Below are 23,356 nucleotides of genomic sequence, written 5' to 3' on the forward strand. Positions count from 1 at the left end.
ACGGGCGTTGCCATGAGCCGTGGGGCTTAGCCTACGAACGGGTTGGCGAAAGCGAACAGCATGGCGATACCCACACCGATCAGGAACGCCGCGTCGATCAGGCCTGCCAACAGGAACATCTTGGTTTGCAGGGCGTTCATCAGTTCAGGCTGACGAGCCGAAGCTTCCAGGTATTTGCCGCCCATCAATGCGATGCCGATGCAAGCGCCGATAGCACCCAAACCGATGATAAGACCGCAAGCGAGAGCAACGAAAGCGACGTTGGTCATGACAACTCCTTGGTTAGAAATCTGAAGTCAAATTGTAAGAAAACGGATACTGCTTGGAATGCAAGAAAACCTTGCGCCCCGGCACGGACAAGGCTGCCCGTGCCGGGAAAAAGGGGTCAATGCCCTTCGTGAGCCTGGCCGAGGTAAACCAGCGTCAGCATCATGAAGATGAAAGCCTGCAACAGCACGATCATGATGTGGAAGATGGCCCACACCGAACCGGCCAGCACATGGCCAATACCGAAACCAACGCTGGCAGCGTTCAGGCCCGTCCAGGCACCGCCCAACAGAGCGATGAGCATGAACACGAGTTCGCCGGCGAACATGTTGCCGAACAACCGCATTCCCAGCGACACCGATTTCGCGGCGTATTCGATCAGGTTGAGCAGGAAGTTGGCAGGCGCCAGCAGCACCGCACCAATGCCATGCGCATGGAAAGGTGCAGTGAAGAGTTCTTTGAAGAAACCGCCCGGGTGCTTGATCTTGATGCCGTAGTAGAACATCAGCAGCAGCACGCCCAGCGCCATGCCCATGGGCACGTTCAGGTCGGCGGTAGGAAGAATACGGTGGTAGTAGATGGGATCGCCGTGATGCGCACCCAGCCCCGTCCAGCGCATGATGGAAGGCAGGAGGTCAACGGGGATCAAGTCGAGCGCGTTCATCAGGACGATCCAGATGAAGACGGTCAGCGCCAACGGGGCGATGAACAAACGGCTCTTGGCGTTATGGACGATGCCCTTGGCCTGCTCGTCGACCATGTCGACGATCATTTCGACAAAAGCCTGGAAACGGCCGGGTACACCGGAGGTCGCACGACGGGCAGCAGCCCAGAGGAACAGAACGGCAGCCAGCCCCATCAGCACGGACCAGAATATCGAGTCGTAGTTGATGACGTCGAACTGGGCGATAACGGATTGTTTTTCGCCAATATTGTTCAGATGCACCAGATGGTGCTGTATATACGCGGACTGAGGCGATACGTCGCTGGCGGCTGCCATTTGAACCCTACCCTGTTTGCTGTGTGGCCGATTCTCGCGAACCGACCGTTTGCATGATTTCTAAGCAACTACGACAACTTGCGGAACATCAACAGCAGAAGATAGCCCTTGAGCGTGAAAGCCAGACCCAGCAGCACCGACGGCCAAACCAGCCAGTCATGCGCAACTCGAGCCAGCAGCCACAACAGCAATGCCGTCATGAGCAGCTTGAGCATCTCACCGAGGAAAAAGGTAACAGGACTCGCCCGGCCCGATTTGAGCACGTTCACGAGCAACCGCAACGCAAATAATGCGTTGGGTACAAAATACGCCCCTGCTCCCGCCAGCGCTGACCAACCAGCCGCCGTCCCCGCAATGATCCCCGCAATTGCCGCTGCTGCGAGCCCCATGGCCCCCTGCGCCGCCAATACCCTCAAGAGCCCCCGGCAAGCCTGAGCATCAAGTGCCGCGCGATCGGCATCAGTAAGCACCGGATTTTGTTCTACCAGGCTTTGTTGCATCAGGATTCCCCGCTCTTGCGCTAAAGACGTGCGCGGTGGTTCACCACACGTGTTATCCCGCAAGCGTCAAACCCGTAAAGTATAGCGGGTTTTTCCCTAGTCGAGCAAATCAAAAGATAGCCGGCGGCCAAGGAATCGGTGTCGGACGCAACGATACAACACCCTTGCGTCCGCGGCGCTCAATCGCGCTCTACAGGCGGAGGCGCCCACTCGCCGTCCAAGGCCAGATCGTCAGGCCAGTACAGACGCATACTGAGACTGAAATGTCCCTGGGCCGGCGTCGGCAACCAGTTCGCCGTCTTGCCCGATCCCGGGTCATCTGGCGAAATGTAGATATCCAGCGATCCATCCGCGTTATATCTCAACGGATCCGTACTGCGTACCGTATATCGGCCCGCACGATTGGGCGCCAGGTTATTGCTCTCGTTATATAAGGTCAGCGACCACGAGGCGTTGACCGGCGGCAATTGTCCCTTGTCAAAGTGGAGAATGTAATCATCGTCGCTGCGCAGCCGCCTGCCGTCGTCATCGACGGCTGTGACCGGATACAGCGCCTCGCTCGGCGTGGTTGCGCCCAGCCCGGCATAGGCAATGGCCGCGCGGCGGACATAGTCGGTGCCATACGTACCGATACCTGACAACACGGTATTCCAGCCATTCAGAGGCGTGCCCAATCGGGTCACCGTATCGGCGATACGGCGGCCCGCCACGGCTCGAGCTTCCTCCAGCGCCTGCTTCACGGCGGGATCGAGCCGGTCGTAAGAAAAGGGCTGCGGCCCCACCAGGCCGATGCGTTGCATGCGGGTCAGAATGGCGTTGTCGTTATCGTGCGGCGGATTCGTGCGCAACAACTCGGCAAACAGAGTGAAGAACGTGGCAGGAGACATCGACGCGACTTGCTGCCCGGCAGACCCTTGGGGCTCCCATGTCACATAGGACGTGGATGTCATGGAGGGCGACGCGGAGCCCGTCAATGTATGGCCCGTGCCAGGGATTTGCTGTTGCGGCCATGTCGCGGGCTTGGCTGCGCCGCGCCTGTACGGCGTCACCAGGTTCGGGGTGGGCGCTGCAGCCGCTACAGGTGTCGCTGTCATGCTCGCCTGAAATTGATTCACTGCCCCGTACTCGGCTGGACCTCCGGTCTGGATGCGCGCGATCAGCCAACCGGTGCCGGTAGGACTGCGCACGACATCGGTGCCAAACGGCGCGTGGCCCTGCCAGTTCGGGCCGACGATCATGAAGGCCTGCTCGCCATTGCCGGTCACGCGGGTGCCCCGTGACGCATATTCATCCGACCACATGTCCAGCAGCGACAGCGCGTAGTAACGGCCGCCCGAGGCGGGCACTCGAATGAGCAGAGGTTGATAGCTGACGTCGTACCACAGGTTGGAATACAACATATCGGCGCTCGGCCAACCGACATCGGTGGCGCCGGGCTCCGGGAATGTGGTGCGATGGCCGAACTGGTTCATCGGCGCCCTGCCCGCCAGCGGATTCTGCACTTGCGTCGAGGCACGTCGCGTTGCCTCCATCAAAACCATCGGATAGGCGTAGAGATAGGCGTCAACGGCGATTTCATGCAGCTCTTGGGCCGACACGACGGGACTGACAACCGGAGTCTGAGACACCATTCGCATCGACGGCTGCGGCGACTGCGCCCATGCGGCGCAAGCAAAACCGGCGCTCAGTGCAACGGCGAGTATGGCTTTGGACCGGTGTGTAGACCGGGAGGCACGGCAGTAAGGCATGGAGGGCTCCTTGTTCGTTATAGGAAAACGAGCCGGCCATCCCGTCTCCAGGATGGCCTCTTCGGCATCACGCTTTAACAGAATAGGCCCGGACGCGATCATCCGGGGTAACACAAAGGTTACAGGCCGCAACTCCCGTGAGGCGCCATCAGCGATGCTTGAAGATGGGCGGACGCTTTTCCACGAAGGCAGCCATGCCTTCTTTTTGGTCTTCGGTACCAAACAGCGAATGGAATACACGGCGCTCGAACAAGAGACCCTCGTTCAGCGAGGATTCGAACGCACGATTGACGCATTCCTTGGCCATCATGACCGAGGGCAATGACATCGAGGCGATCACCGTCGCCGCCTCGATCGCCTCGTCCAGCAGTTTGTCCGCCGGCACAATGCGAGACACCAGCCCCGCGCGCTCGGCCTCCTCGGCACCCATCATGCGGGCCGTCAGCGCCAGATCCATGGCTTTGGCCTTGCCCACGGCGCGCGGCAGACGCTGCGTCCCGCCAGCTCCGGGAATGACGCCCAGCTTGATTTCCGGCTGGCCGAATTTCGCCGTATCGGAGGCAATAAGGATGTCGCACATCATGGCCAGCTCGCAACCGCCACCCAGGGCGTAGCCCGAGACTGCGGCAATGACGGGTTTGCGGATACGTTTGAGGGTTTCCCAATTGCGGGTAATGTATTCGCTGCCGTAGACATCCATGTACGACCAGTCTTTCATTGCGCCGATGTCCGCACCGGCGGCAAACGCCTTTTCGCTGCCGGTGATGACGATTGCACCTATGCCCTCGTCGGCCTCGAACGCCAGCAGGGCGGCGCCCAGCTCATTCATCAATTGGTCGTTGAGTGCGTTGAGCGCCTTGGGGCGGTTCAACGTCAACAAGCCCACCCGGCCACGGGTCTCTACCAACACAAACGACTCGCTCATCAACTGTCTCCTGAATAAGTGCAAGTAAGATAATGCAATGGACACATCCGTAATTTACCGCCTCGAGCCCCACGACCCCGCCGGCCATCGTTACCGGATTACCCTGACGATACCGGAGCCCGATCCGGCCGGCCAGCGCCTGGCCCTGCCGGCCTGGATCCCGGGCAGCTATCTGATCCGCGATTTTTCGCGCCAGATCGAAACCCTGCGCGCCCGCGCCGGCGGCCGGCCGGTCGCGGTGACCAAATCGGACAACCATACTTGGCAAGTCGCTCCGTGTACGGGGCCGCTGCAAGTGGACTACATTGTCTATGCCTGGGATTTGTCCGTGCGCGGCGCGCATCTGGATGAAACCCATGGCTTTTTCAATGGGACGAGTGTTTTTCTGCGCGTAGAAGGCCAGGATCACAAGCCCTGCCTGCTGGATCTGGCGCCGCCCCGCGGCATCGACGGCTGGAAGGTCTATACCAGCCTGCCTGAGGCGCGCGGCCATCGCGGTGCAGCGCGGCGACACGGATTCGGCCTGTACCATGCCCCCGATTACGATGCCCTGATTGACCATCCAGTGGAAATGGGCACACCCCAGGTTGCCCGCTTTACCGCCCACGGCGCCGAGCACGAATTGGTCTTTACGGGCGTGATCCCGAAGCTGGACTTGGCGCGCATCACCGAGGACGCCCGCCGCATCTGCGAAACGCAAATCGCGTTTTTCGAGCCCCGCACCAAGCGCGCGCCATTCCTGGACAGCAGCGATCGCTATGTATTCATGACCATGGTCGTCGGCGATGGCTACGGCGGCCTGGAACATCGCGCCAGCACGGCGTTGATGGCCTCGCGCAAGGATCTGCCCGTCATCGGCCAGCAAGGCCAGGGCGAGGGCTATCGTACGTTTCTAGGCTTGGTCAGCCACGAATATTTCCACACCTGGAATGTCAAACGGATCAAACCGGCCGCCTTTGTGCCATACGGTTTGCAGCAACCGGACCTGACCAGGCTGTTGTGGGTATTCGAAGGTTTTACCTCGTATTACGACGACCTGATGCTGCTGCGCTCGGGAACGATAGGTTTGCCCGATTATCTGCGCCTGCTGGGCAAGACCATCACCGGCGTGGCGCGCTCGCCAGGGCGGCACAAACAATCCGTGGCGGAGAGCTCGTTCGACGCCTGGACCCGCTATTACAAGCAGGACGAGAACTCGCCGAACGCGCTGGTCAGCTATTACACCAAGGGCTCTTTGGTCGCACTGGGCCTGGATCTGCTGATCCGCCGCGACAGCGCCGGGACGCACTCGCTGGATGATGTCATGCGGCTGTTGTGGCAACGTTACGGCCGGGCCTTTTATCAAGGCCAGGCTCAAGGTCTGGGCGAAGAAGACCTGCCCGCCCTGATCCGCGAAGCCACGGGCGTCGATACCCGCCGCTTTATCACGCGCTATGCCTACGGCACCGCCGACGTGCCGCTGGCCGAGCTGCTCGAACCTCACGGCATTGCCATGAATTGGAAAGCCACGCTCAACATTCCGTCGCTGGACGTGCGCACGCGCAAGCAAGGCGACACGTTGACGCTGGCAACGGTGCTGGAGGGCGGGGCTGGCCATAAAGGCGGCTTGTCCGCAGGCGATGTGCTGGTTGCGGTTGACGGCCTGCGTGTCGACGCACCTGCGGGACTGGATCAGTTGCTCGCCCAATACCGGCCCGGGGAACGCGTGACTGTTCACGTGTTCCGGCGCGACGAATTGCGCGCATTTCAGATCAGGCTGGCCGCGCCCGAACCGCTGGATTGTGTATTGACGACGGCGCAGTAAAGCCTCGCCAGAGGGCAGTAGAAACAGGCGCCGTGCAGACTTAGCCTGAACTCGGAACGGAGCGCTGCTCCTGCCCGATTTCTACTGCGGCACGTAAAAAGGGCGCCAGCGCCCGCCGCCCGCCCTGCCTGTGGGTCACGGCATAGACCATGCCGTTGACCACATTGGCGGGCAATACGCACGCCGCAATACGATCACCAAACTGCTGGCAGGCTGAACGCGGCACCAGGGCCACACCCAGGCCCGCTTCGACCAGCGCCAATTGCGCCGGCACCTCGGCAACCGTCTGGGCCACCCGACGCGCCACCCCTGCCTGGGCGCAAGCCTGCGCCAACGCACGAGCGAATCCCGAGGTCTCCTGGCGCAACATCACAAACGTCTCATCCGCCAGCTCCACGAGCTTCAGGCGGCGACGGTTTGACAAGGCATGCCCGCGCGGCAGTGCCGCCATCACCGGATCTGACCACAAGGGCACGGACTGCAACACCTCATCATCGACTTTGGTCCGAGAGATGCTGACGTCGATGCGATGGCCTCGCAAGGCCTCAAGCTGGGTGGCCGGATTCATCTCGTTCAGCAACACCGAAACCTGAGGATGCCTTTGCGTGTAACGCGCAATCAATGCCGGCACGGGCCCCATGAAATGGGAACCAGACAGGCCGATCTCGATGCGGCCTGCCAACCCCTGATCCACATCGCGCGCCCGCAGCGTCGCATCGGCAAGACGGCCTAGCGTGAGACGCACATCATTCAGGAAGGCAGCGCCCGCCTCGGTCAAAGCCACCCGCCGATTGTTCCGGTCAAACAGACGCACATCCAGCTCTCGTTCCAGCTGCGCAATCTGCAGGCTCAATGGCGGCTGCGAAATATGCAACCGCGCGGCGGCCCGGGTGAAGTTCAGCTCTTCTGCCAATACGGCGAAGTAACGGAGTTGGCGTAGTTCCATGAGATGAGCCGTCAAGGAAGTGATATCAAACAAGATGGCCGCGGCGAACGTACCATGCGATCACGCGGAATAATTTGCCAAAGATATCAAATAAGACAAAAACGATATTGGAAACTATTGTTCCACGGGTTCAAAATGAACCTGAACCTTTCCTGCAAGACGCAGAAAACTATTACGAGACACTCATGCAGAAGCTATTTGCGGGCACCATCCTCGTGGCGATGACCCTCACAGCCCAGGCGGCGGACGATTTCCCTGCCCGCTCTGTGACAATGGTCGTTCCCAACCCTCCCGGCGGGCTCGTCGATACTTCGGCACGCATTGTCGCGGAACCTCTGAGCACCGCGTTAGGCCAATCCGTGGTCGTGGAAAACAAGGATGGTGGCAGCGGCAATATCGCCTATCAAGCCGTGGCAAGATCCCAGCCCGATGGCTATACGCTGCTGGTCTCGTATTCCGCCTATCACGTGGGCAACCCTAACCTGAGCAACAACCTGCCCTGGGCGCCGAAAGATTTTGTGCCGGTGGGTCTCATCACGATTTCCAGCAACGTGATCGCGGTCAACCCTTCCAAAATCAAGGCCGCCACGCTGACGGACTTTATCAACGAGGTGAAACAGTCACCGGGGGCGATCAACTACGCCTCGCAGGGTGTAGGCTCGGTATCGCACCTGGGCACCGAGGTGTTCAAGCAACAGACCGGGGCCGACATGACGCACGTTCCCTATCGCGGCTCTGGCGCTGCGATCAAGGATGTATTGGCGGGCAATGTCCAGGTTTTCATCACAACGCCCCCCTCCGTCATGGGTCACGTGCAAACCGGCAAACTACGAGCACTGGCCGTCACCAGCGACAAGCGCCACCCCATGTTGCCCGACGTACCGACAACGGCCGAAGCCGGCTTGCCCGGCTATCAGTTGGAGTCGTGGGTCGCATTGTTCGCGCCAGCCGGCACGCCACAGCCGGTCATCGACAAGCTGGCGGCCAGCGTCGAGGCCGCGCTCAAACAAGCCTCTACTCAGCAGAACGCGCAAGCGGCCGGTATCGAGGCCCGTTTCGAAGGGCCGGCGATACTGCAAAAACGCGTCGATACCGAGCTGGCCTATTGGAAACGTACCGTGGCAGAGGCAGGCATTACCGCTGAATAACGCACTGGCGGCCTGCCCCTTTCCGCCGTTCTGACATCACAACTTCTATGTCCCGCCCTGCTGGGCGGCAGGGCGCCTTGCGCCTTTTTTCTGGAGATTTCATATGACCTCATCGCCCCGTACCATTCGGATCGGCCAAATCGTTCCGAGCTCCAATACAACCATGGAAACGGAAATCCCGGCAATGCTGCGGCGACGCGAAGCATTTGCCCCCGAGCGCTATACCTTTCATTCCAGCCGCATGCGGATGAAGCAAGTCACGGCCGCCGAACTGGCCTCGATGGACAAAGAGTCTGACCGCTGCGCACAAGAGCTGTCTGATGCGCGTGTCGATGTGCTGGGCTATGCCTGCCTGGTGGCCATCATGAGCCAAGGCCTGGGCTATCACCGGGTCTCCCAGGAACGTCTACACCAGGCGACCGTGGACAATGGTGGTCCTGCCCCGGTCATTTCCAGCGCAGGCGCGCTGGTCGAAGGCCTGCATGCCATCGGCGCGCGCAAGGTCGCGATTTTGACCCCCTATATGAAGCCCCTGACCAAATTGGTCGTGGACTACATCGAAAATGAAGGCATCGAGGTGCACGACAGCGTATCGCTGGAAATTCCCGACAATCTGCAGGTCGGCGCACAAAACCCGTTGGCGCCAGCCGAACACGTCAACCGTCTGAACACCCATGGCGTGGACGCTGTGGTCCTTTCAGCCTGCGTACAGATGCCCTCGCTGGCATCGATTCAGCCGGTGCAGGACCGGCTGGGCCTGCCCGTGATCACGGCTGCAGCCGCGACGGTCTATCGCATGCTGCAAGTACTGCAGCTGGAAACCCGCGTTCCGGACGCGGGTGAACTGCTGACAGGCAAATACTGAAACACGGAGCTGGCCTCCCCGGGGGCCAGACACATCGTCCCCGATGAACGAGTAGAGAGCCTCAGCGACCCGCCTCATCGCTGCGTATCGCGCTCCCAACGGCGTTGAATCGCCTTGGCGGCGACCACGCCGTCGGCCATCGAGGTCACGACGCAGGGATGCATGCGGTTGGCGACTTCTCCGATGGCGTAGGTGTCGGGCACGGTGGTCTCGGCCGTAGCACTGTGGGTCTGGATATAGCCACGCTCGCCGTATTGCAAAGCCAGCCCTTCGGCGAACGCCGCCTGCGGCTCCCAGCCGTAAAAGACGAGGATGAGATCATAGGCGCGCCCGTCGACCGTACGCGCTACGGGATCGACTTGATAGGGGCCCACGCGCACGCCGTCCTCGCCTGCGCGGGCCACCCACTGCTGCTGCGCGCGCACGCTGCGCGCATACAGATGCACGTCGCGCGCCCCCCGGTTGCGCACATAGACAAAGTTCTCGTAGGCGTTGTCGCCCCCGCCCAGCACAGCGACGGACAGGCCCGTGTAGTCTTGCGCCACGATGGATGAGCCCGGGCCGATAAATACGCCGGGCCAACGGGCGCCGGCCGGATGTCCGGGCAAGCCACGCGCACGCACGCCAGAGGCAATCACCAAGGATCGGCCGGACACGGTTTCCATGCCCCTGCCTGCCATACCAAAGTCCACCTCGAAACCGCTCTCGACGCGGCGAGCTTGCTGCGCACGAGCCGTCAAACGCACAGGCACCTGAGCTGCCCGCACGCTTTCGGCGATATTGGCCGCCGTCTGTTGGCCGGTCACCCCTGGCAATACCGCGATCCAATCGTCGGCAAAGGGGTTATCGTTACCCAAGCCTCCCAGGCGTGAACTCGCCTCGATCAGCATGGGGGACAAACCCAGGCGAGCCAGCCAAATCGCGCACGAGGCGCCGGCCGGACCGCCGCCCACGATGATCGCGTCATATTGCTGCATGGTTGTCGTATTCCGTGTGTGGCTATCCCGCACCCTCCCAAGGAAACCGAGGGGCGTATAGGCGGAATTGTAGCGATAGGCGCCGGTCGCCTTACAATTCCGATTCTCTCTACCAGGTAGACATCATGCCTACACGCCGCATTTTTCTTTCCGGGCTGGCCCTGGATGCCCGCATTGGCATTCTGGAACACGAACGCCGGGCCACACAGCCGCTGCACATCGATGCGGAATTCGACGTCGATATCACCCGTGATGTCGATGATCATGACATCCACAGCGTGCTGGATTACCGCCGCCTGCGCGAAGCCATCGTCGAGGAATGCACCCAGGCTCATGTCAACCTGATCGAAACCCTGTCCGAACAAGTCGCCCACCGGCTGCTGCGCGACTTTGCCGAGGTACGCGCCGTGAAACTGCGCATCAGCAAACCGATGGCGTTTTCGGACTGCGCCGCCGTCGGCGTAGAAATTCAGATCAATCGTTAAGCCGCTGTGACGGCGTAACTCTCATGCAAGCTATCAGCGATACCCCGGCGGCCTTCCGCACACGTGCAGAAGAAAAAATCCGCCACGAAGGCAACAAGCTCACCAAGCGCCTGGCGCGCGAAACGACGCGCGCGCTCAGTGACTACAACATGATCGAAGCGGGCGACCGCGTCATGGTGTGCCTGTCCGGTGGCAAAGACTCCTACGCACTGCTCGACATTCTGATCAGCCTGCGTAAACGCGCGCCTTTTCCGTTCGACATCGTCGCGGTCAACCTGGATCAGAAACAGCCGGGCTTTCCGCCCGACGTGCTGCCCACCTATTTGACCTCGCTCGGCGTGCCCTTTCATATCGAGACACAGGACACGTATTCGATCGTGACCCGGGTCATTCCCGAAGGCAAGACCATGTGTTCGCTGTGCTCGCGTCTGCGGCGCGGCATTCTGTATCGCGTAGCCGACGAACTGGGCGCGACCAAAATCGCGCTGGGCCACCATCGCGACGATATTCTCGCCACGTTCTTCCTGAATCTGTTCTACGGCGGCAAGGCCAAAGCCATGCCGCCGAAACTCGTCTCGGACGACGGCCGCCATACCGTCATCCGGCCGTTGGCCTATGTGCCCGAAAGCGATCTGATCGCGTACGCAAAGCTCAAGCAGTTCCCCATCATTCCGTGCAATCTCTGCGGCTCGCAGGAAAACCTGAAACGCCAGGAAGTTTCGCGCATGATCCGCGATTGGGATCGCCAGCATCCGGGCCGCTCGTGGAACGTGTTTAGCGCGCTGTCCAGCGTCGTGCCATCGCACTTGATGGATCGTGACTTGTTTGATTTCGTGGGACTGAAACCCACAGGCGTGCCGGACGTCAATGGCGATACCGCGTTTGACACAGTAGACCCCGCCAATGATGCCGCGTCGAACACGGATCAGGGCTGTCATGACGAGGCTGGCGATGGCGACACCACGCGCAACCATCGCTCGGCAGACGAGCCGATGGCCGAGCAAAAAATCGTGTTCACGCGCAGGTAAAAATGCTGGCAGGGGAACCGGGCACGAGCGGCACGCATCCACGTGCCCATGCTCGGCGATTCATAAGACATCGACGGCGTCCGGCGCGGCAGCCTGAGCCTCAGGAATTGGCCTCGCCGGGCCCTGCCCTGTCCCGTCCTGCCGAATCCAAGGACTGACCGACATCGGGCGTCGGGAACGCCTCACTCAAGCGTTCAACACGCGTACCGGCTTGCCTGCCAGCCACGCCTGCACCGACTCGGCCGCACTGCGATAGAACGCGGTGAAGTTTTCGGGACTGACATATCCCAGGTGCGGGGTCAGGATGACGTTATCCAACGCACGCAAGGCATCGGTGGGCGGCAACGGCTCTTCTTCGAAGACATCCAGGCCGGCACCTGCGATACGCCCTTTACGCAACGCATCCAGCAATGCCTCCTGGTCCACCAGCCCGGCACGAGAGGTGTTGACCAGGAATGCCGAAGGCTTCATTGCCGACAATGCGGCCGCGTCCACCACGTGGCGCGTACGATCGCTCAGGATCAAATGCAGACTGATCACGTCAGCTTCGGCAAACAAGGTTTGCTTGGACGCGTACTCGACACCCGCCTGCTCCGCCCGCTCAGGCGTGAGGTTCGGGCTCCAGGCTTGCACGCTCATTCCGAACGCTTTGCCCACCTGGGCCACTGCGGTACCGAGTTTGCCCAGGCCGACCACGCCGAGCCGCTTGCCCGCGATAGGCCTCGGCATCCCGGTTTGCCACAGGCCGCGGCGCATATTGGCGTCCTCGATAGTCAGGTTCTTGAACAAGGCGAGAATATGCGTCCAGGCCAGTTCCGAGGTCGCGGTATTGGCATCCGGACTGCCCGGCGCACCGCACACAACGATGCCACGACGCGTGCAGGCGTCGAGATCAATCGCCAGATTACGCATCCCGGTGGTGACCAAGAGCCGCAGCTTGGGCAACGATTCGATCAGCGCCGCCGGAAACGGCGTGCGCTCGCGCATTGCCACGATCACATCAAAAGACTGCAAGGCTGCGACGCGATCCCCCTCGGGCAAATAATCGCGAAACGCCTGGACGCGCACATTCGGTCCCAACGTCGTCCAGTCGGCGTAACGCTCGGCCACGCCATGATAGTCATCGAGTAACGCAATGCTGATCGTATCCGCACTCACGGTAAGTCTCCGGTTATTTGCCCAAATGGCTCCGAACCATCTCTAACGGCGCGGCGCCATTAACCCGGCTGCCGTCCTGGAAAAATATCGCGGGCGTGCCGCGCACCATCAGTTTCTGGCCCAAGGCCAGGACCTGCTGAATCGGAGCATCGCACTCGGCGGTCGGCGGCTTTTTGCCGTCGAGCATCCAATCCTGCCAAGTTTTGGCCGGGTCTTTGGCGCACCACACATCACGCGATTTGATGGTCGAATCCGGCGCCAGAATGGGATACAGGAACGTATAAATCGTGACGTTGTCTTCGTCTTTCAGCGTCTTGTGCAGTTGCTTGCAATAGCCGCAGTTCGGATCCTCGAAAATCGCCATTTTGCGAGCCCCGTTGCCGCGCACCTGCTTGACGGCCAAGTCCAGCGGCAATTGATCGAACGACACAGAGCCCAGCTTTTCCAGGCTCTCGCGCGTCACGTCACGACGCGTGGCGGCATCGATGAGCGGGCCTTCCATGACCCACGTGACCTTTTCGTCGGTGTAGATCAGATCGCTACCGACCTGCACCTCGTAAATCCCGTACGGCGTACGACGCACTGCAGTGACTTCCAAGTCGGTAAACAACTCGCCAAAACGTTTGGCGACCGCCTGGGCGGCGGGATCCGACGCGGAGGTGTCACTCTTGGCCGACTGTCCGGCCGGGGCCACATCTGCCGGTGCCGACGATCCAGCCTGTGCCCAGGCGCCCACTGACCATACGAGCCCGGCGGCACACAATACCTTGGCCAGGCAAGACGAAAAACGGAAACTCATTCATGCTCCTTCGGGCGTCTCAATTACGCGAGGCGCCATCGATCAAATAACGTTTCACCAGCGGCGCCGCATCCACCCAACGCATTCCCGCGTTGCGCAGCCATGCCAGCGGCGCATTGCGTGCGCCAAACAAACGATGCAGGCCGTCGGTGGCCACGCGCATCGCCAATACTGATTCCGCACGGGCACGCTGATAACGGCGCAACACGCGCTCATCGCCTGCCTGGCGATAAGGCTCGCGCTCGGCCACGACACGAGCCAATGCCTCGACGTCGCCCAAGCCCAGATTCAGGCCTTGTCCGGCCAGCGGATGCACACGATGCGCCGCGTCGCCCGCCAAGGCAATTCCGGGCGCCGTCATGCGCCCTTGATCCAGGGTCAGCGGGAACCCGTGCAGTTTGCTGCGCACCTGCAGCCGGCCCAGACGGCCATGGGTCGCATGCAAGAGCATTTGCTCCAACTGCGCTGCCTGCGCATCGGGGTCCAAGGCCTGCAGGGTTGCGGCCTGCGCGTCATGCATGGACCACACCATCGATACCTGAGGCCCATCGGCCGTATCGGGCAAGGGCAGCAACGCCAACACGCCGTCGTCGCGAAACCATTGAAATGCCGTGCCGTGATGCGGCCGCTCGGCATTCAGATGCACCACCAGACCCGTGTCGTTATACGGCACCGACGTGTGCTGCATGCCTGCAGCGGTACGCAGCGGCGACGAGGCGCCGTCGGCGCCCACGAACAACTCGGCTTTGATCCAATCGCCAGCGCTGGTTTGTACAGCCCCCTGGCGGTAATCGACGCAACGCTCTGTCAACCAGGCGATCCCGAACATGCGCACAGCCTGCAGCAACACACGCTCGATTTCACCAGACTCGACAATCCACGCCAACTGCGGCTGGGCCGCCTGCCACGCGTTCAACTCTACCCGCCCATCTGCGTCGCCATGAATTTCCATCGCCTCTACCGGCGTGATGCGCGAGGCAGGCATGGCGTCCCAGACGCCCAGCTCGGCCAGAAAGCGCTGGCTGGCCGGAGAAATCGCATAGACCCGCGGGTGGTAGACATCGGCGCTGGCAGCGGGCACCGTTGCGGGCGGCGCCAACAGCGTCACGCGCTGACCACGCCGGGCCAACGCCAAGGCGCTGGCCAGACCCACGATCCCCGCACCGCAAATCACAATCGGGCTAGTCATCGTGCGGAGGGCTCCCCGGCCTGCTTCGGCCACAGCACCCACATCTGGCCACGCTGTTTCATGCGGCCAGCCTGGGCGCCGGCCTCATCGCCGAACCCCCAGTAAAAGTCGGCGCGCGCTGCCCCCTTGATCGCAGCCCCCGTGTCCTGGGCAAATACCAGCCCCTGCAACGGGCGATCCGACGCCGGCCAGGTGGTCGCGAGATACACCGGCGTGCCCAGTGGCACGAAACTGGTATCCACCGCAATGGAACGATGCGCCGCGAGGGCGATGCCGTAAGCTCCCTTGGGCCCGAGCTCGGGGTCGACCACCGCCTCTTCGCGGAAAAACACCACGGCAGGGTTGGCGTTCAACATTTCCTGAACACGTGCGGGATTACGCTGCGCCCAGGCGCGGATATTCTGCATCGACGCCTCATTGGCGCGCAGCTCGCCCTTGTCGATCAGCCAACGGCCAATCGACGCATACGGTTGACCGTTGTGATCCGCATACGCGACACGTATCGTCGTCCCCGCGTCGGGGCCGTCTTTGAGCAGAACACGGCCGGAGCCCTGCACTTGCAAGAAGAAGTTATCGACCGGATCGTCCACCCAGACAATCACCGGAGGACGGTTGCCCGAGGATGCGATCGCCGCGCGCGTGTCATAAGGCACCACGCGCTTGCCCACCAGTTTGCCGCGCACCCGTTTGCCGGCCAGATCGGGATACACCGCCCCCAGATCAATGGTTAGCAAATCGTCTGGCACCGCGTACAACGGCCATTGATACGGACCGCCTTGCGTGCGCGAGCCAGTCACGAGAGGCTCGTAATATCCGGTCACTGTGTTGGACGCAGGCCGATTATCGGCGCCATTCAAGCGCCAGGGCTGCAACTGGGTCTGCAAGAACTGGCGCACCGTCACCGCATCCGGGGCCGTCTTGCCGAGACTGACGGCAGCCGCGCACACCGGCTGCCATGCACGCGGCGTCGCACGCGCCGGGGCAGCCAGATTGCCAGTCGTCTGCCGCATCAGGCCCTGGCAATTGCGCAGAAACAGCGGCCAGAAACGCGACAGATCGTCATTGCTCCATCCCGGCAGCTCGGCCCAGGCGGCGCGTTGAAAGCGGCCGGCCAACGTCCGCGCGGGCGTATCCCGCAAGGCGTTCAACGGCGGCACCACCAAGGGCCCCGTATCAGACACATTAACCGAGCCGGGCTGGCCAGGCTCGCCGCTTGCGGAAGGCGGTGGCGTAGTGCAGGACGCCAATGCCGCCAACAGGGGCGACAGGCACAACAATTTCAGAAGACGATTCATGGGCAATCTAGTGGGACGGTCAATCCGTCAATGCAAGGTACGCGGCATGGCCAGCAGGAATTCGGCAATCGGCACCTCAAACGGGATGCCGTTTTCGCCCACGCAGTGGTAAGTCCCTCGCATGGTACCGACAGGCGTAGGCAGCGGACAGCCGCTGGTGTATTCAAAAGTTTCGCCAGGAGCCAGCAAGGGCTGTTGGCCCACCACGCCCAACCCGCGGACTTCTTCGACGTGCTGGTTACCGTCGGTGATGATCCAGTGACGGCTGATGACCTGCGCGGGATGCTCGCCGGTGTTGGTGATACGGATGGTATAGGCGAACACATACTGCTGTTCGGCGGGATCAGATTGCTCGGGCACGAATCGCGGAGCAACGGAGACGGTCAGGTCGTACGGTTTCACGGGCCTTTTCCGAGGAGCACAAAGGCGGTTAGACAACGCGCCGAGCGACAAATTGCCCTGTCAGGCGACCGTCGCGCGCGGCAAATTACAATAATGGCACATTATGCCCGTGGAAACCTGATCATCATGCCCGCCTCATCCTCGGCCCTCACCCGTATCGCCCCCAGCATCCTGTCCGCAGACTTCGCCCGCCTGGGCGAGGAAGTCCGCAACGTCGTCGCCGCCGGCGCCGACTGGATCCATTTCGACGTGATGGACAACCATTACGTTCCCAACCTGACCATCGGGCCCATGGTGTGCGCCGCCATCCGGCCGCACGTCCAGGTGCCGATCGACGTGCACCTGATGGTCGAGCCCGTGGACGAACTGATCCCTCAGTTCGCCAAAGCCGGCGCCAACATCATCACCTTTCATCCCGAAGCCTCGCGCCATGTGCACCGGACCCTGTCATTGATCCGCGACCACGGCTGTCAGGCCGGCCTGGTGTTCAACCCGGCCAGCTCGCTCGACGCCATGGACCACGTGATGGACTTGCTGGACGTCGTCCTGCTGATGTCGGTCAATCCCGGTTTTGGGGGACAGAGCTTCATTCCCTCCACGCTGGACAAACTGCGCGACGCCCGCCAGCGCATCGACCGCTGGGTCCAGGACGGCGGACAGCCCATCCTGCTGGAGGTGGACGGCGGCGTCAAAGTCGACAACATCGCGCAAATCCGCGCCGCTGGCGCGGACACCTTTGTCGCCGGCTCGGCCATTTTTGGCAAACCGGATTACACCAAAGTCATCCAGGACCTGCGCGACGAAATCGCCAAAGCCGGAACACTGACGGTTTAAGCCCCGTACCTTTGAGCGAAAAAAAACCGTGCCACCCCATCAGCGTGCCTCTGACGCGAGTTTGTCCCAGCCGGTGAGCAGTGGCGGGCGGGCCTGTCGGAGGCTGCCGAGCCCGCATCCCATCGGCGGGGGAAGTCCGAGGACCATGTTTGAGCGAAGCGAGTTTGGCCCCCGGCCCGCCGATGAGATGCAGACGAAGGCCGAGTCCCCGTTGAGGGGACGAGTCAGCCGACCAGGCCCGCCCGCCACTGCTCACCGGCTGGGACAAACGCCTCAAGAACCCCGCCTGTGGCCTCTTTTGAACCGCTAAACCTCATTACGACGACGGACCCCTCTCATGACCACCTTCCAAGCCGTCCTGCTAGACCTAGATGGCACCCTGCTGGATTCCATCCCCGATCTAGCCCACGCCGCCAACGCCATGCGCATCGAGCTGGGCATGCCCGCCTTGCACGAAGACATCGTGGCGACCTTCGTCGGTAAAGGCGTCGACAACCTGGTGCGCCGCGCCCTGGCCGGATCCCTGCACGCAGCCGACCCCGAGCCCGCCGAATTCGAACGCGCCCGCGAATCGTTCTATCGCCACTATCACCTGGTCAACGGCGACAAGGCCACCATTTTCAACGGCGTCATCGAGGGCTTGAAAGCCATGCGCGAGCAGGGTCTCAAGCTGGCTGTTGTCACCAACAAGCCGACCGAATTCACCATCCCGCTACTGCAACGCACGGGCCTGGCCGGCTTTTTCCAGGAGATCGTCTGCGGCGACACCTGCGAGCGCCGCAAACCCGATCCTGACCAGATGTTCTACGCCTGCGAACGCCTGGGCGTCACCCCTGACCAGGCACTCGCCATCGGCGACTCGGTCAACGACGCCCAAGCCGGCCGTGCCGCCGGCATCCAGGTGCTGGCAGTACCGTACGGCTACAACGAAGGCCAGGACGTGCACGGATTGGATGTCGATGGTATAGTTGCCAGCATTGCTGAAGCGGCCGAGTGGATCGCCCGCAAAAACGCCGAACAGCAACAAGCTTGATTTTTACCTAGACCCGATTCATATGAACGCTCGTCTCTCGAACCAAATGCGCAACGCCTCGTGGCGTTGGTGGCGTTTGTCTTCCGGGTGGCGATAGTTCCTTCCCGGCCCTGGACGCGTCAGCATCCCAGCGCCGCAGCTGCATAAAAACAGCGCCAAAGCCCGGACCCACACACTGGACCGGGCTTTTTTGTTGATGTGCCCGGTCACCAACGAGAAATCTGAAATGACCGAAATCGAATTCAAAGCTCTGGCGGCCCAGGGATACAACCGAATCCCTCTCATCTCGGAAACCTACGCCGATCTGGACACCCCGCTGGCCATTTACCTGAAGCTCGCCCATAGCGGCCCGCAAAACGGCCACATGAGCTGCCTGATGGAATCCGTCGTAGGCGGCGAGCGTTTTGGGCGTTATTCATTCATCGGCCTGCCTGCCCATACGGTGATCCGCGCCAGCGGCACAACCACCGAGGTTTTGCACGACCGTCAGGTCGTCGAAACCCACGAGGGCGACCCGCTGGCCTTCATCGAACAGTACCAGGCACGTTTCAAAGTCGCCCTGCCCCCCGGCATGCCACGTTTCTGCGGCGGCCTGGCCGGCTATTTCGGCTACGACACCGTCCGTCACATCGAGCCGCGCCTCGGACCCGCCGTCAAGCCATTTCCCGACGGCATGGATGGTGGCACCCCCGACATCATGTTGATGCACGTCGACGAACTGGTCATCGTCGACAACCTGGCGGGTCGCACCTATCTGATGGTGTACGCCGACCCACGTCAGCCCGAAGCCTACAGCCGCGCCCAACGCCGCCTGCTCGATTTGCGCACCCGCCTGCGCCGCCCCGTCGACATTCCGTACAGTCACCCCAGCATGCTGACCGACGAGCAGCGTGATTTCAAAAAAGAAGACTATCTCGCCGCCGTACATCGCGCCAAGGAATACATCGCCGCTGGCGATCTCATGCAGGTACAGATCGGTCAGGTCATCTCCAAACCATTTCGCGACTCGCCGCTCTCGCTCTATCGCGCCCTGCGTTCGTTGAACCCGTCGCCCTACATGTACTACTGGAATTTCGGCGACTTTCAGGTGGTCGGGTCATCCCCCGAAATCCTGGTGCGCCAAGAGCAAATCCAGGACAACGGCGTCGCCAAATCCCAAGTCACCATCCGCCCGCTAGCCGGCACCCGCAAACGCGGCGCCACGCCCGAGCAGGATCTGGCACTGGCCGCCGAACTGCAGGCTGACCCCAAGGAAATTGCAGAACACGTCATGCTGATCGACCTGGCCCGCAATGACGTGGGCCGCGTCGCCGAAGTCGGCTCCGTCAAGCTCACCGACACCATGACCATCGAACGCTATTCGCATGTGATGCATCTCGTGTCGAACGTGACCGGCAATCTGAACCCCGGCATGAGCAGCATGGATGTGTTGCGCGCAGCGTTCCCCGCCGGCACCTTGACCGGCGCTCCCAAAGTCCGCGCCATGGAAATCATCGACGAGCTCGAACCGGTGCGCCGCGGCATTTATGGCGGCGCAGCCGGCTACTTGAGCTACGGCGGCGAAATGGACGTCGCCATCGCCATCCGCACCGGCGTCATCAAGAACGGCATGCTGTACGTCCAGGCTGCCGCCGGCATCGTCGCCGATTCCAACCCCGAACTGGAATGGGCCGAAACGGAAGCCAAGGCACGCGCGGTATTGCGGGCGGCTGAACAAGTGCAACACGGATTGGACGAACCGATCTAAGGACAGTCACTACCGATATCGGACCAAATACGCAGCGGCCGACGGCCACCCTTGAACAACACGTCCAAGGCCGCCTCTTAAAGAACAATGCACGGATTCCAAGCGACCGCGCCATTCATCCTCGCAGGTGCCCCATGCTGTTGATGCTAGACAACTACGATTCCTTTACCTACAACCTCGTGCAGTACTTCGGCGAACTCGGCGAAGACGTTCAGGTTGTCCGCAATGACCAGATCACGCTCGACGAAATCGCGGCCATGAAACCCGATCGCATCTGCGTATCGCCCGGCCCTTGCTCACCGGCCGAAGCCGGCGTCTCCGTCCCGCTCATCCAACGCTTTGCCGGACAAGTCCCGATCCTGGGCGTATGCCTGGGCCATCAAGCCATCGGCGCGGCCTACGGCGGCGATATTGTGCGAGCGCAGCAAATCATGCATGGCAAAACGATACAGGTCTCGCATACCGGCACCGACATATTCGCCGGCCTGCCGACGCCGTATACCGTGATCCGCTACAACTCGCTGACCATCGACCCCAAGACCCTGCCAGACTGCCTCGAAGTCACCGCCACCGCCCCCGACGGCGACATCATGGGAGTCCGCCACAAAACGCTGCCGCTGTACGGAGTACAGTTCCATCCTGAATCGGTATTGAGCGAGCACGGGCATGACATGCTGCGCAATTTTTTGAACATCTAATAACGAGGGGACAAATATCATGACCATCACCTGCACCGAAGCACTGACCCGATGCATCGAACACCGTGAGATTTTCCACGACGAAATGCTGCATCTGATGCGGATGCTGATGCGTGGCGACATGTCGCCCCAAATCGCCAGTGCGCTCATCATGGGCCTGCGCGTCAAGAAAGAAACCGTAGGAGAAATCACCGCAGCGGCGCAGGTCATGCGCGAATTCGCCACGCCGGTCGTCACCCCTAACCCGGAAGACCTGCTGGACATGTGCGGCACAGGCGGCGACGGCAGCCACACGTTCAACATTTCGACCACAGCCATGTTTGTCGCCGCTGCCGCTGGCGTACCCATCGCCAAGCACGGTGGCCGCAGTGCGTCATCGTCCTCGGGCAGCGCCGACGTGCTGGAGGCCCTGGGCGCCAATCTGGTCCTCAGCCCCGAACAAGTCGCCGAATGCCTGCAGGCGACCGGCATCGGTTTCATGTTCGCTCCCGCGCACCACAGCGCCATGAAAAACGTCGCCCCCATCCGCAAAGAGCTGGGCGTACGCACGATTTTCAACATCCTGGGGCCGCTGACCAACCCCGCCGGAGCCGCCAACCAACTGATGGGTGTATTCCACCCCGACCTGGTCGGCATCCAGGTACGCGTCTTGCAGCGCCTGGGCTCTCGGCATGTCCTGATCGTGCACGGCAGAGACGGCATGGACGAGGCCTCACTTGGCGGCGCCACACTGGTCGGCGAACTCAAAGACGGGCAAATCCGCGAATACGAGATCCATCCAGAAGACTATGGGCTGGCAATGGTGTCTAATCGAGGAATCAAAGTGACCAACCGCGAGGAATCTCGCGAGCTCGTCATCCAGGCCCTAGACAATGTCGAAGGCGTTGCCCGCGACATCGTCGCCCTGAACGCAGGGCTGGCGATCTACGCCGGCAACAAAGCCGATACCATCGGCCAGGCACTATCGATGGCCTTTGAAACACTTGCCAACGGCTCGGCCCGCGCCAAGCTGGAAGAATTCTGCGCCTATACCCGGAAATTTCAAAAATGAACGACATTCTTGCGAAGATCCTTGCCGTAAAGGCAGAGGAGATCGCCACGGCACGCCAGTTGCGCAGCGAAGCGGAGCTCTTGCGCGAAGCGCAGGCTCGCCAGGACGTACGCGGCTTTGCCCAGGCCATCGAAGACAAAATCGCACAAGGCCATGCCGGCGTCATTGCCGAGGTGAAAAAGGCGTCGCCCTCCAAAGGCGTCTTGCGCGAAAACTTCGACCCTGCCGCGATCGCCGCAACCTATGCCGTGCACGGCGCCGCCTGCCTGTCCGTACTGACAGACGTGCAATTTTTCCAGGGCTCGCACGACAACCTGCGCCGCGCCCGCGCGGCCTGCCCGCTGCCCGTGCTGCGCAAGGATTTCGTCATTGATCCCTATCAGATCATCTCGGCCCGCGCCATGGGCGCCGACTGCGTCCTGCTGATCGTAGCTGCCCTGGCACCGAACCAGCTACGCGATCTGGAAACATTGGCGATGGAGCTGGGCATGGACGTCCTGGTCGAAGTACACGATGCCAAAGAACTGGACATCGCCCTCAGCCTCAAAACCACCCTGCTGGGCATCAACAACCGCAACCTGCGCACCTTCGAAACCAGCCTGCAAAACACCTTGGATCTGCTGCCGCACATCCCGGCCGGCAAACGCGTCGTCACCGAGAGCGGCATCCTGACGCCCGACGACGTCAAGCTCATGCGCAGCCACAAAGTCGACGCCTTCCTCGTAGGCGAAGCCTTCATGCGCGCCGAAGACCCCGGCGCCGAATTGGCGCGCCTGATGCGCTAACCCCTAGATTTGCGGTGGCAGACCACTGTGCACCGCAACTCCCGGAGACCCGCCATGAAATCCTCTCGTGCCACCGTGCCAGCCCTGCGCACCACCCTCGCGCTGATCGCCCTCACCGCACTCCTCACCGGCTGCGCATCGCTCGACAACCCAGGTCCTCCACACCCCGGCGCAGTCAACCCTTACAGCAACGGCGGCTTCCATGACGCCGGCCCCAATTACCCCAATACCGGCATCTAAACGCCCGAGCACGAGGTATTGATCGGCTCTCGCCGTGGAACGCCAAAGTACGCCATCCGATACGGACGCCTGGTCACACGGTGCCCCAACCCAACATCGGTGTCTGATCGAAGCCACGACGGCCGTACTCAGCATCAGCCCGTGTCCACTCGAGACACACGGCCCCCCAAAACAAATCCGCACAACCTCGACATGCCGCCACTGTGAGTCCCTACCCTGAACAACCTCGGCATGCCGCCACTGTGAGTCCCTGCCCTGAACAACCTCGGCATGCCACCACTGTGAGTCCCTGCCCTGAACAACCTCGGCATGCCACCACTGTGAGTCCCTGCCGGGGGCGTGGGCGCCGTGCCGGCCCGTAGAGCCCGCCGAACCTGCCTTGTCAGGCGGGGGGCAGTCGGCTGGGCATGTTTGAGCGNAGCGAGTTTGGCC

At 61.7% G+C, this 23,356-nt stretch carries 24 protein-coding genes; 12 read left to right on the top strand and 12 right to left on the bottom strand.

Annotated features, from left to right (window positions below; all coding sequences use genetic code 11):
• Positions 1-26 precede the first annotated feature (26 nt).
• The 5 genes from atpE to ACNA0I_RS20100 form a co-directional block, all read right to left on the bottom strand.
• The gene (gene atpE / locus ACNA0I_RS20080; protein WP_003815363.1) at positions 27-269 is read right to left on the bottom strand and encodes a F0F1 ATP synthase subunit C; all 243 of its coding nucleotides are present in this window, start codon (positions 267-269) and stop codon (positions 27-29) included.
• A gap of 116 nt (positions 270-385) precedes the next feature.
• Positions 386-1,267: a F0F1 ATP synthase subunit A gene (gene atpB / locus ACNA0I_RS20085; protein ID WP_415807804.1), complete on the bottom strand. Its 882-nt coding sequence runs from the start codon at positions 1,265-1,267 to the stop codon at positions 386-388.
• Between the two features lie 68 nt (positions 1,268-1,335).
• Entirely contained in the window at positions 1,336-1,767 is a 432-nt protein-coding gene (locus ACNA0I_RS20090) for an ATP synthase subunit I (protein WP_415807805.1), read from the bottom strand.
• Positions 1,768-1,946: 179 nt separating this feature from the next.
• Positions 1,947-3,515, bottom strand: a complete 1,569-nt coding sequence (locus tag ACNA0I_RS20095; protein WP_415807806.1) for a DUF1254 domain-containing protein — start codon at positions 3,513-3,515, stop codon at positions 1,947-1,949.
• Between the two features lie 148 nt (positions 3,516-3,663).
• Positions 3,664-4,440, bottom strand: coding sequence for an enoyl-CoA hydratase (locus tag ACNA0I_RS20100; RefSeq protein ID WP_415807807.1), 777 nt, complete (start codon positions 4,438-4,440; stop codon positions 3,664-3,666).
• A 37-nt stretch (positions 4,441-4,477) separates the two neighbouring features.
• Between ACNA0I_RS20100 and ACNA0I_RS20105 the strand changes: the two genes are divergently transcribed.
• On the top strand, positions 4,478-6,244 hold the full coding sequence (locus ACNA0I_RS20105) for a M61 family metallopeptidase (protein WP_415807808.1): 1,767 nt from the start codon (positions 4,478-4,480) through the stop codon (positions 6,242-6,244).
• A 40-nt stretch (positions 6,245-6,284) separates the two neighbouring features.
• Here ACNA0I_RS20105 and ACNA0I_RS20110 read toward each other — a convergent pair whose 3' ends face one another.
• Complete coding sequence (locus ACNA0I_RS20110; protein WP_415807809.1) at positions 6,285-7,190, bottom strand: LysR substrate-binding domain-containing protein; 906 nt, start codon at positions 7,188-7,190, stop codon at positions 6,285-6,287.
• A 185-nt stretch (positions 7,191-7,375) separates the two neighbouring features.
• Between ACNA0I_RS20110 and ACNA0I_RS20115 the strand changes: the two genes are divergently transcribed.
• A complete protein-coding gene (locus ACNA0I_RS20115) occupies positions 7,376-8,338 on the top strand; it encodes a Bug family tripartite tricarboxylate transporter substrate binding protein (RefSeq protein WP_415807810.1) in 963 nt (320 codons plus the stop codon).
• A 103-nt stretch (positions 8,339-8,441) separates the two neighbouring features.
• Complete coding sequence (locus tag ACNA0I_RS20120; RefSeq protein WP_415807811.1) at positions 8,442-9,203, top strand: maleate cis-trans isomerase family protein; 762 nt, start codon at positions 8,442-8,444, stop codon at positions 9,201-9,203.
• A gap of 74 nt (positions 9,204-9,277) precedes the next feature.
• Here the strand turns inward: ACNA0I_RS20120 and ACNA0I_RS20125 are convergent, their stop codons facing one another.
• Positions 9,278-10,180 (bottom strand): NAD(P)/FAD-dependent oxidoreductase, encoded by a 903-nt coding sequence (locus ACNA0I_RS20125; protein ID WP_415807812.1) that lies wholly within the window; start codon positions 10,178-10,180, stop codon positions 9,278-9,280.
• Between the two features lie 125 nt (positions 10,181-10,305).
• Here ACNA0I_RS20125 and folB point away from each other — a divergent pair, with 125 nt between their 5' ends.
• Both folB and ttcA read left to right on the top strand, forming a co-directional pair.
• Positions 10,306-10,665 carry a dihydroneopterin aldolase gene (folB, locus tag ACNA0I_RS20130; RefSeq protein WP_415807813.1) on the top strand — a complete coding sequence of 120 codons (360 nt, stop codon included), beginning with the start codon at positions 10,306-10,308 and terminating at the stop codon, positions 10,663-10,665.
• 23 nt (positions 10,666-10,688) lie between these two features.
• On the top strand, positions 10,689-11,693 hold the full coding sequence (ttcA, locus tag ACNA0I_RS20135; protein WP_415807814.1) for a tRNA 2-thiocytidine(32) synthetase TtcA: 1,005 nt from the start codon (positions 10,689-10,691) through the stop codon (positions 11,691-11,693).
• A gap of 186 nt (positions 11,694-11,879) precedes the next feature.
• Here the strand turns inward: ttcA and ACNA0I_RS20140 are convergent, their stop codons facing one another.
• From ACNA0I_RS20140 to apaG, 5 genes are read right to left on the bottom strand one after another with little or no spacing between them, the layout of a single operon-like run.
• A complete protein-coding gene (locus tag ACNA0I_RS20140; protein ID WP_415807828.1) occupies positions 11,880-12,836 on the bottom strand; it encodes a D-2-hydroxyacid dehydrogenase family protein in 957 nt (318 codons plus the stop codon).
• A gap of 28 nt (positions 12,837-12,864) precedes the next feature.
• Positions 12,865-13,650: a DsbC family protein gene (locus ACNA0I_RS20145; protein WP_415807815.1), complete on the bottom strand. Its 786-nt coding sequence runs from the start codon at positions 13,648-13,650 to the stop codon at positions 12,865-12,867.
• Positions 13,651-13,669: 19 nt separating this feature from the next.
• On the bottom strand, positions 13,670-14,839 hold the full coding sequence (locus ACNA0I_RS20150; protein ID WP_415807816.1) for a UbiH/UbiF family hydroxylase: 1,170 nt from the start codon (positions 14,837-14,839) through the stop codon (positions 13,670-13,672).
• A complete protein-coding gene (gene mltA, locus ACNA0I_RS20155) occupies positions 14,836-16,134 on the bottom strand; it encodes a murein transglycosylase A (protein WP_415807817.1) in 1,299 nt (432 codons plus the stop codon). Before mltA ends, ACNA0I_RS20150 begins: the two co-directional genes overlap by 4 nt.
• Before the next feature lie 27 nt (positions 16,135-16,161).
• Complete coding sequence (gene apaG / locus ACNA0I_RS20160) at positions 16,162-16,536, bottom strand: Co2+/Mg2+ efflux protein ApaG (RefSeq protein WP_094824250.1); 375 nt, start codon at positions 16,534-16,536, stop codon at positions 16,162-16,164.
• A 126-nt stretch (positions 16,537-16,662) separates the two neighbouring features.
• Here apaG and rpe point away from each other — a divergent pair, with 126 nt between their 5' ends.
• From rpe to ACNA0I_RS20195, 7 genes are all read left to right on the top strand, one after another.
• Positions 16,663-17,370, top strand: a complete 708-nt coding sequence (rpe, locus tag ACNA0I_RS20165) for a ribulose-phosphate 3-epimerase (RefSeq protein WP_415807818.1) — start codon at positions 16,663-16,665, stop codon at positions 17,368-17,370.
• 337 nt (positions 17,371-17,707) lie between these two features.
• The gene (locus ACNA0I_RS20170; RefSeq protein ID WP_415807819.1) at positions 17,708-18,403 is read left to right on the top strand and encodes a phosphoglycolate phosphatase; all 696 of its coding nucleotides are present in this window, start codon (positions 17,708-17,710) and stop codon (positions 18,401-18,403) included.
• Between the two features lie 226 nt (positions 18,404-18,629).
• Positions 18,630-20,150, top strand: coding sequence for an anthranilate synthase component I (trpE, locus tag ACNA0I_RS20175; RefSeq protein ID WP_415807820.1), 1,521 nt, complete (start codon positions 18,630-18,632; stop codon positions 20,148-20,150).
• A gap of 134 nt (positions 20,151-20,284) precedes the next feature.
• Positions 20,285-20,848 (top strand): aminodeoxychorismate/anthranilate synthase component II, encoded by a 564-nt coding sequence (locus ACNA0I_RS20180; protein WP_415807821.1) that lies wholly within the window; start codon positions 20,285-20,287, stop codon positions 20,846-20,848.
• Positions 20,849-20,867: 19 nt separating this feature from the next.
• Positions 20,868-21,899, top strand: a complete 1,032-nt coding sequence (gene trpD, locus ACNA0I_RS20185; RefSeq protein WP_415807822.1) for an anthranilate phosphoribosyltransferase — start codon at positions 20,868-20,870, stop codon at positions 21,897-21,899.
• Positions 21,896-22,684, top strand: a complete 789-nt coding sequence (trpC, locus tag ACNA0I_RS20190) for an indole-3-glycerol phosphate synthase TrpC (RefSeq protein WP_415807823.1) — start codon at positions 21,896-21,898, stop codon at positions 22,682-22,684. Before trpD ends, trpC begins: the two co-directional genes overlap by 4 nt.
• A gap of 54 nt (positions 22,685-22,738) precedes the next feature.
• Entirely contained in the window at positions 22,739-22,924 is a 186-nt protein-coding gene (locus ACNA0I_RS20195) for a hypothetical protein (protein WP_415807824.1), read from the top strand.
• Positions 22,925-23,356 lie beyond the last annotated feature (432 nt).

This window comes from Bordetella muralis, from assembly GCF_965139205.1.
Taxonomy (GTDB): domain Bacteria; phylum Pseudomonadota; class Gammaproteobacteria; order Burkholderiales; family Burkholderiaceae_B; genus Bordetella_A; species Bordetella_A muralis.

Excerpts from the sequence above, each read along its gene's own strand:
- atpB (WP_415807804.1), bottom strand. The coding sequence starts at position 1,267 with ATGGCAGCCGCCAGCGACGTATCGCCTCAGTCCGCGTATATACAGCAC.
- ACNA0I_RS20100 (WP_415807807.1), bottom strand. The coding sequence starts at position 4,440 with ATGAGCGAGTCGTTTGTGTTGGTAGAGACCCGTGGCCGGGTGGGCTTG.
- ACNA0I_RS20090 (WP_415807805.1), bottom strand. The coding sequence starts at position 1,767 with ATGCAACAAAGCCTGGTAGAACAAAATCCGGTGCTTACTGATGCCGAT.
- folB (WP_415807813.1), top strand. The coding sequence starts at position 10,306 with ATGCCTACACGCCGCATTTTTCTTTCCGGGCTGGCCCTGGATGCCCGC.
- ACNA0I_RS20180 (WP_415807821.1), top strand. The coding sequence starts at position 20,285 with ATGCTGTTGATGCTAGACAACTACGATTCCTTTACCTACAACCTCGTG.
- ACNA0I_RS20095 (WP_415807806.1), bottom strand. The coding sequence starts at position 3,515 with ATGCCTTACTGCCGTGCCTCCCGGTCTACACACCGGTCCAAAGCCATA.
- ACNA0I_RS20120 (WP_415807811.1), top strand. The coding sequence starts at position 8,442 with ATGACCTCATCGCCCCGTACCATTCGGATCGGCCAAATCGTTCCGAGC.
- rpe (WP_415807818.1), top strand. The coding sequence starts at position 16,663 with ATGCCCGCCTCATCCTCGGCCCTCACCCGTATCGCCCCCAGCATCCTG.
- ACNA0I_RS20105 (WP_415807808.1), top strand. The coding sequence starts at position 4,478 with ATGGACACATCCGTAATTTACCGCCTCGAGCCCCACGACCCCGCCGGC.
- mltA (WP_415807817.1), bottom strand. The coding sequence starts at position 16,134 with ATGAATCGTCTTCTGAAATTGTTGTGCCTGTCGCCCCTGTTGGCGGCA.
- trpD (WP_415807822.1), top strand. The coding sequence starts at position 20,868 with ATGACCATCACCTGCACCGAAGCACTGACCCGATGCATCGAACACCGT.
- trpC (WP_415807823.1), top strand. The coding sequence starts at position 21,896 with ATGAACGACATTCTTGCGAAGATCCTTGCCGTAAAGGCAGAGGAGATC.
- ttcA (WP_415807814.1), top strand. The coding sequence starts at position 10,689 with ATGCAAGCTATCAGCGATACCCCGGCGGCCTTCCGCACACGTGCAGAA.
- ACNA0I_RS20145 (WP_415807815.1), bottom strand. The coding sequence starts at position 13,650 with ATGAGTTTCCGTTTTTCGTCTTGCCTGGCCAAGGTATTGTGTGCCGCC.
- ACNA0I_RS20195 (WP_415807824.1), top strand. The coding sequence starts at position 22,739 with ATGAAATCCTCTCGTGCCACCGTGCCAGCCCTGCGCACCACCCTCGCG.
- trpE (WP_415807820.1), top strand. The coding sequence starts at position 18,630 with ATGACCGAAATCGAATTCAAAGCTCTGGCGGCCCAGGGATACAACCGA.
- ACNA0I_RS20170 (WP_415807819.1), top strand. The coding sequence starts at position 17,708 with ATGACCACCTTCCAAGCCGTCCTGCTAGACCTAGATGGCACCCTGCTG.
- ACNA0I_RS20125 (WP_415807812.1), bottom strand. The coding sequence starts at position 10,180 with ATGCAGCAATATGACGCGATCATCGTGGGCGGCGGTCCGGCCGGCGCC.
- ACNA0I_RS20110 (WP_415807809.1), bottom strand. The coding sequence starts at position 7,190 with ATGGAACTACGCCAACTCCGTTACTTCGCCGTATTGGCAGAAGAGCTG.
- atpE (WP_003815363.1), bottom strand. The coding sequence starts at position 269 with ATGACCAACGTCGCTTTCGTTGCTCTCGCTTGCGGTCTTATCATCGGT.
- ACNA0I_RS20150 (WP_415807816.1), bottom strand. The coding sequence starts at position 14,839 with ATGACTAGCCCGATTGTGATTTGCGGTGCGGGGATCGTGGGTCTGGCC.
- ACNA0I_RS20115 (WP_415807810.1), top strand. The coding sequence starts at position 7,376 with ATGCAGAAGCTATTTGCGGGCACCATCCTCGTGGCGATGACCCTCACA.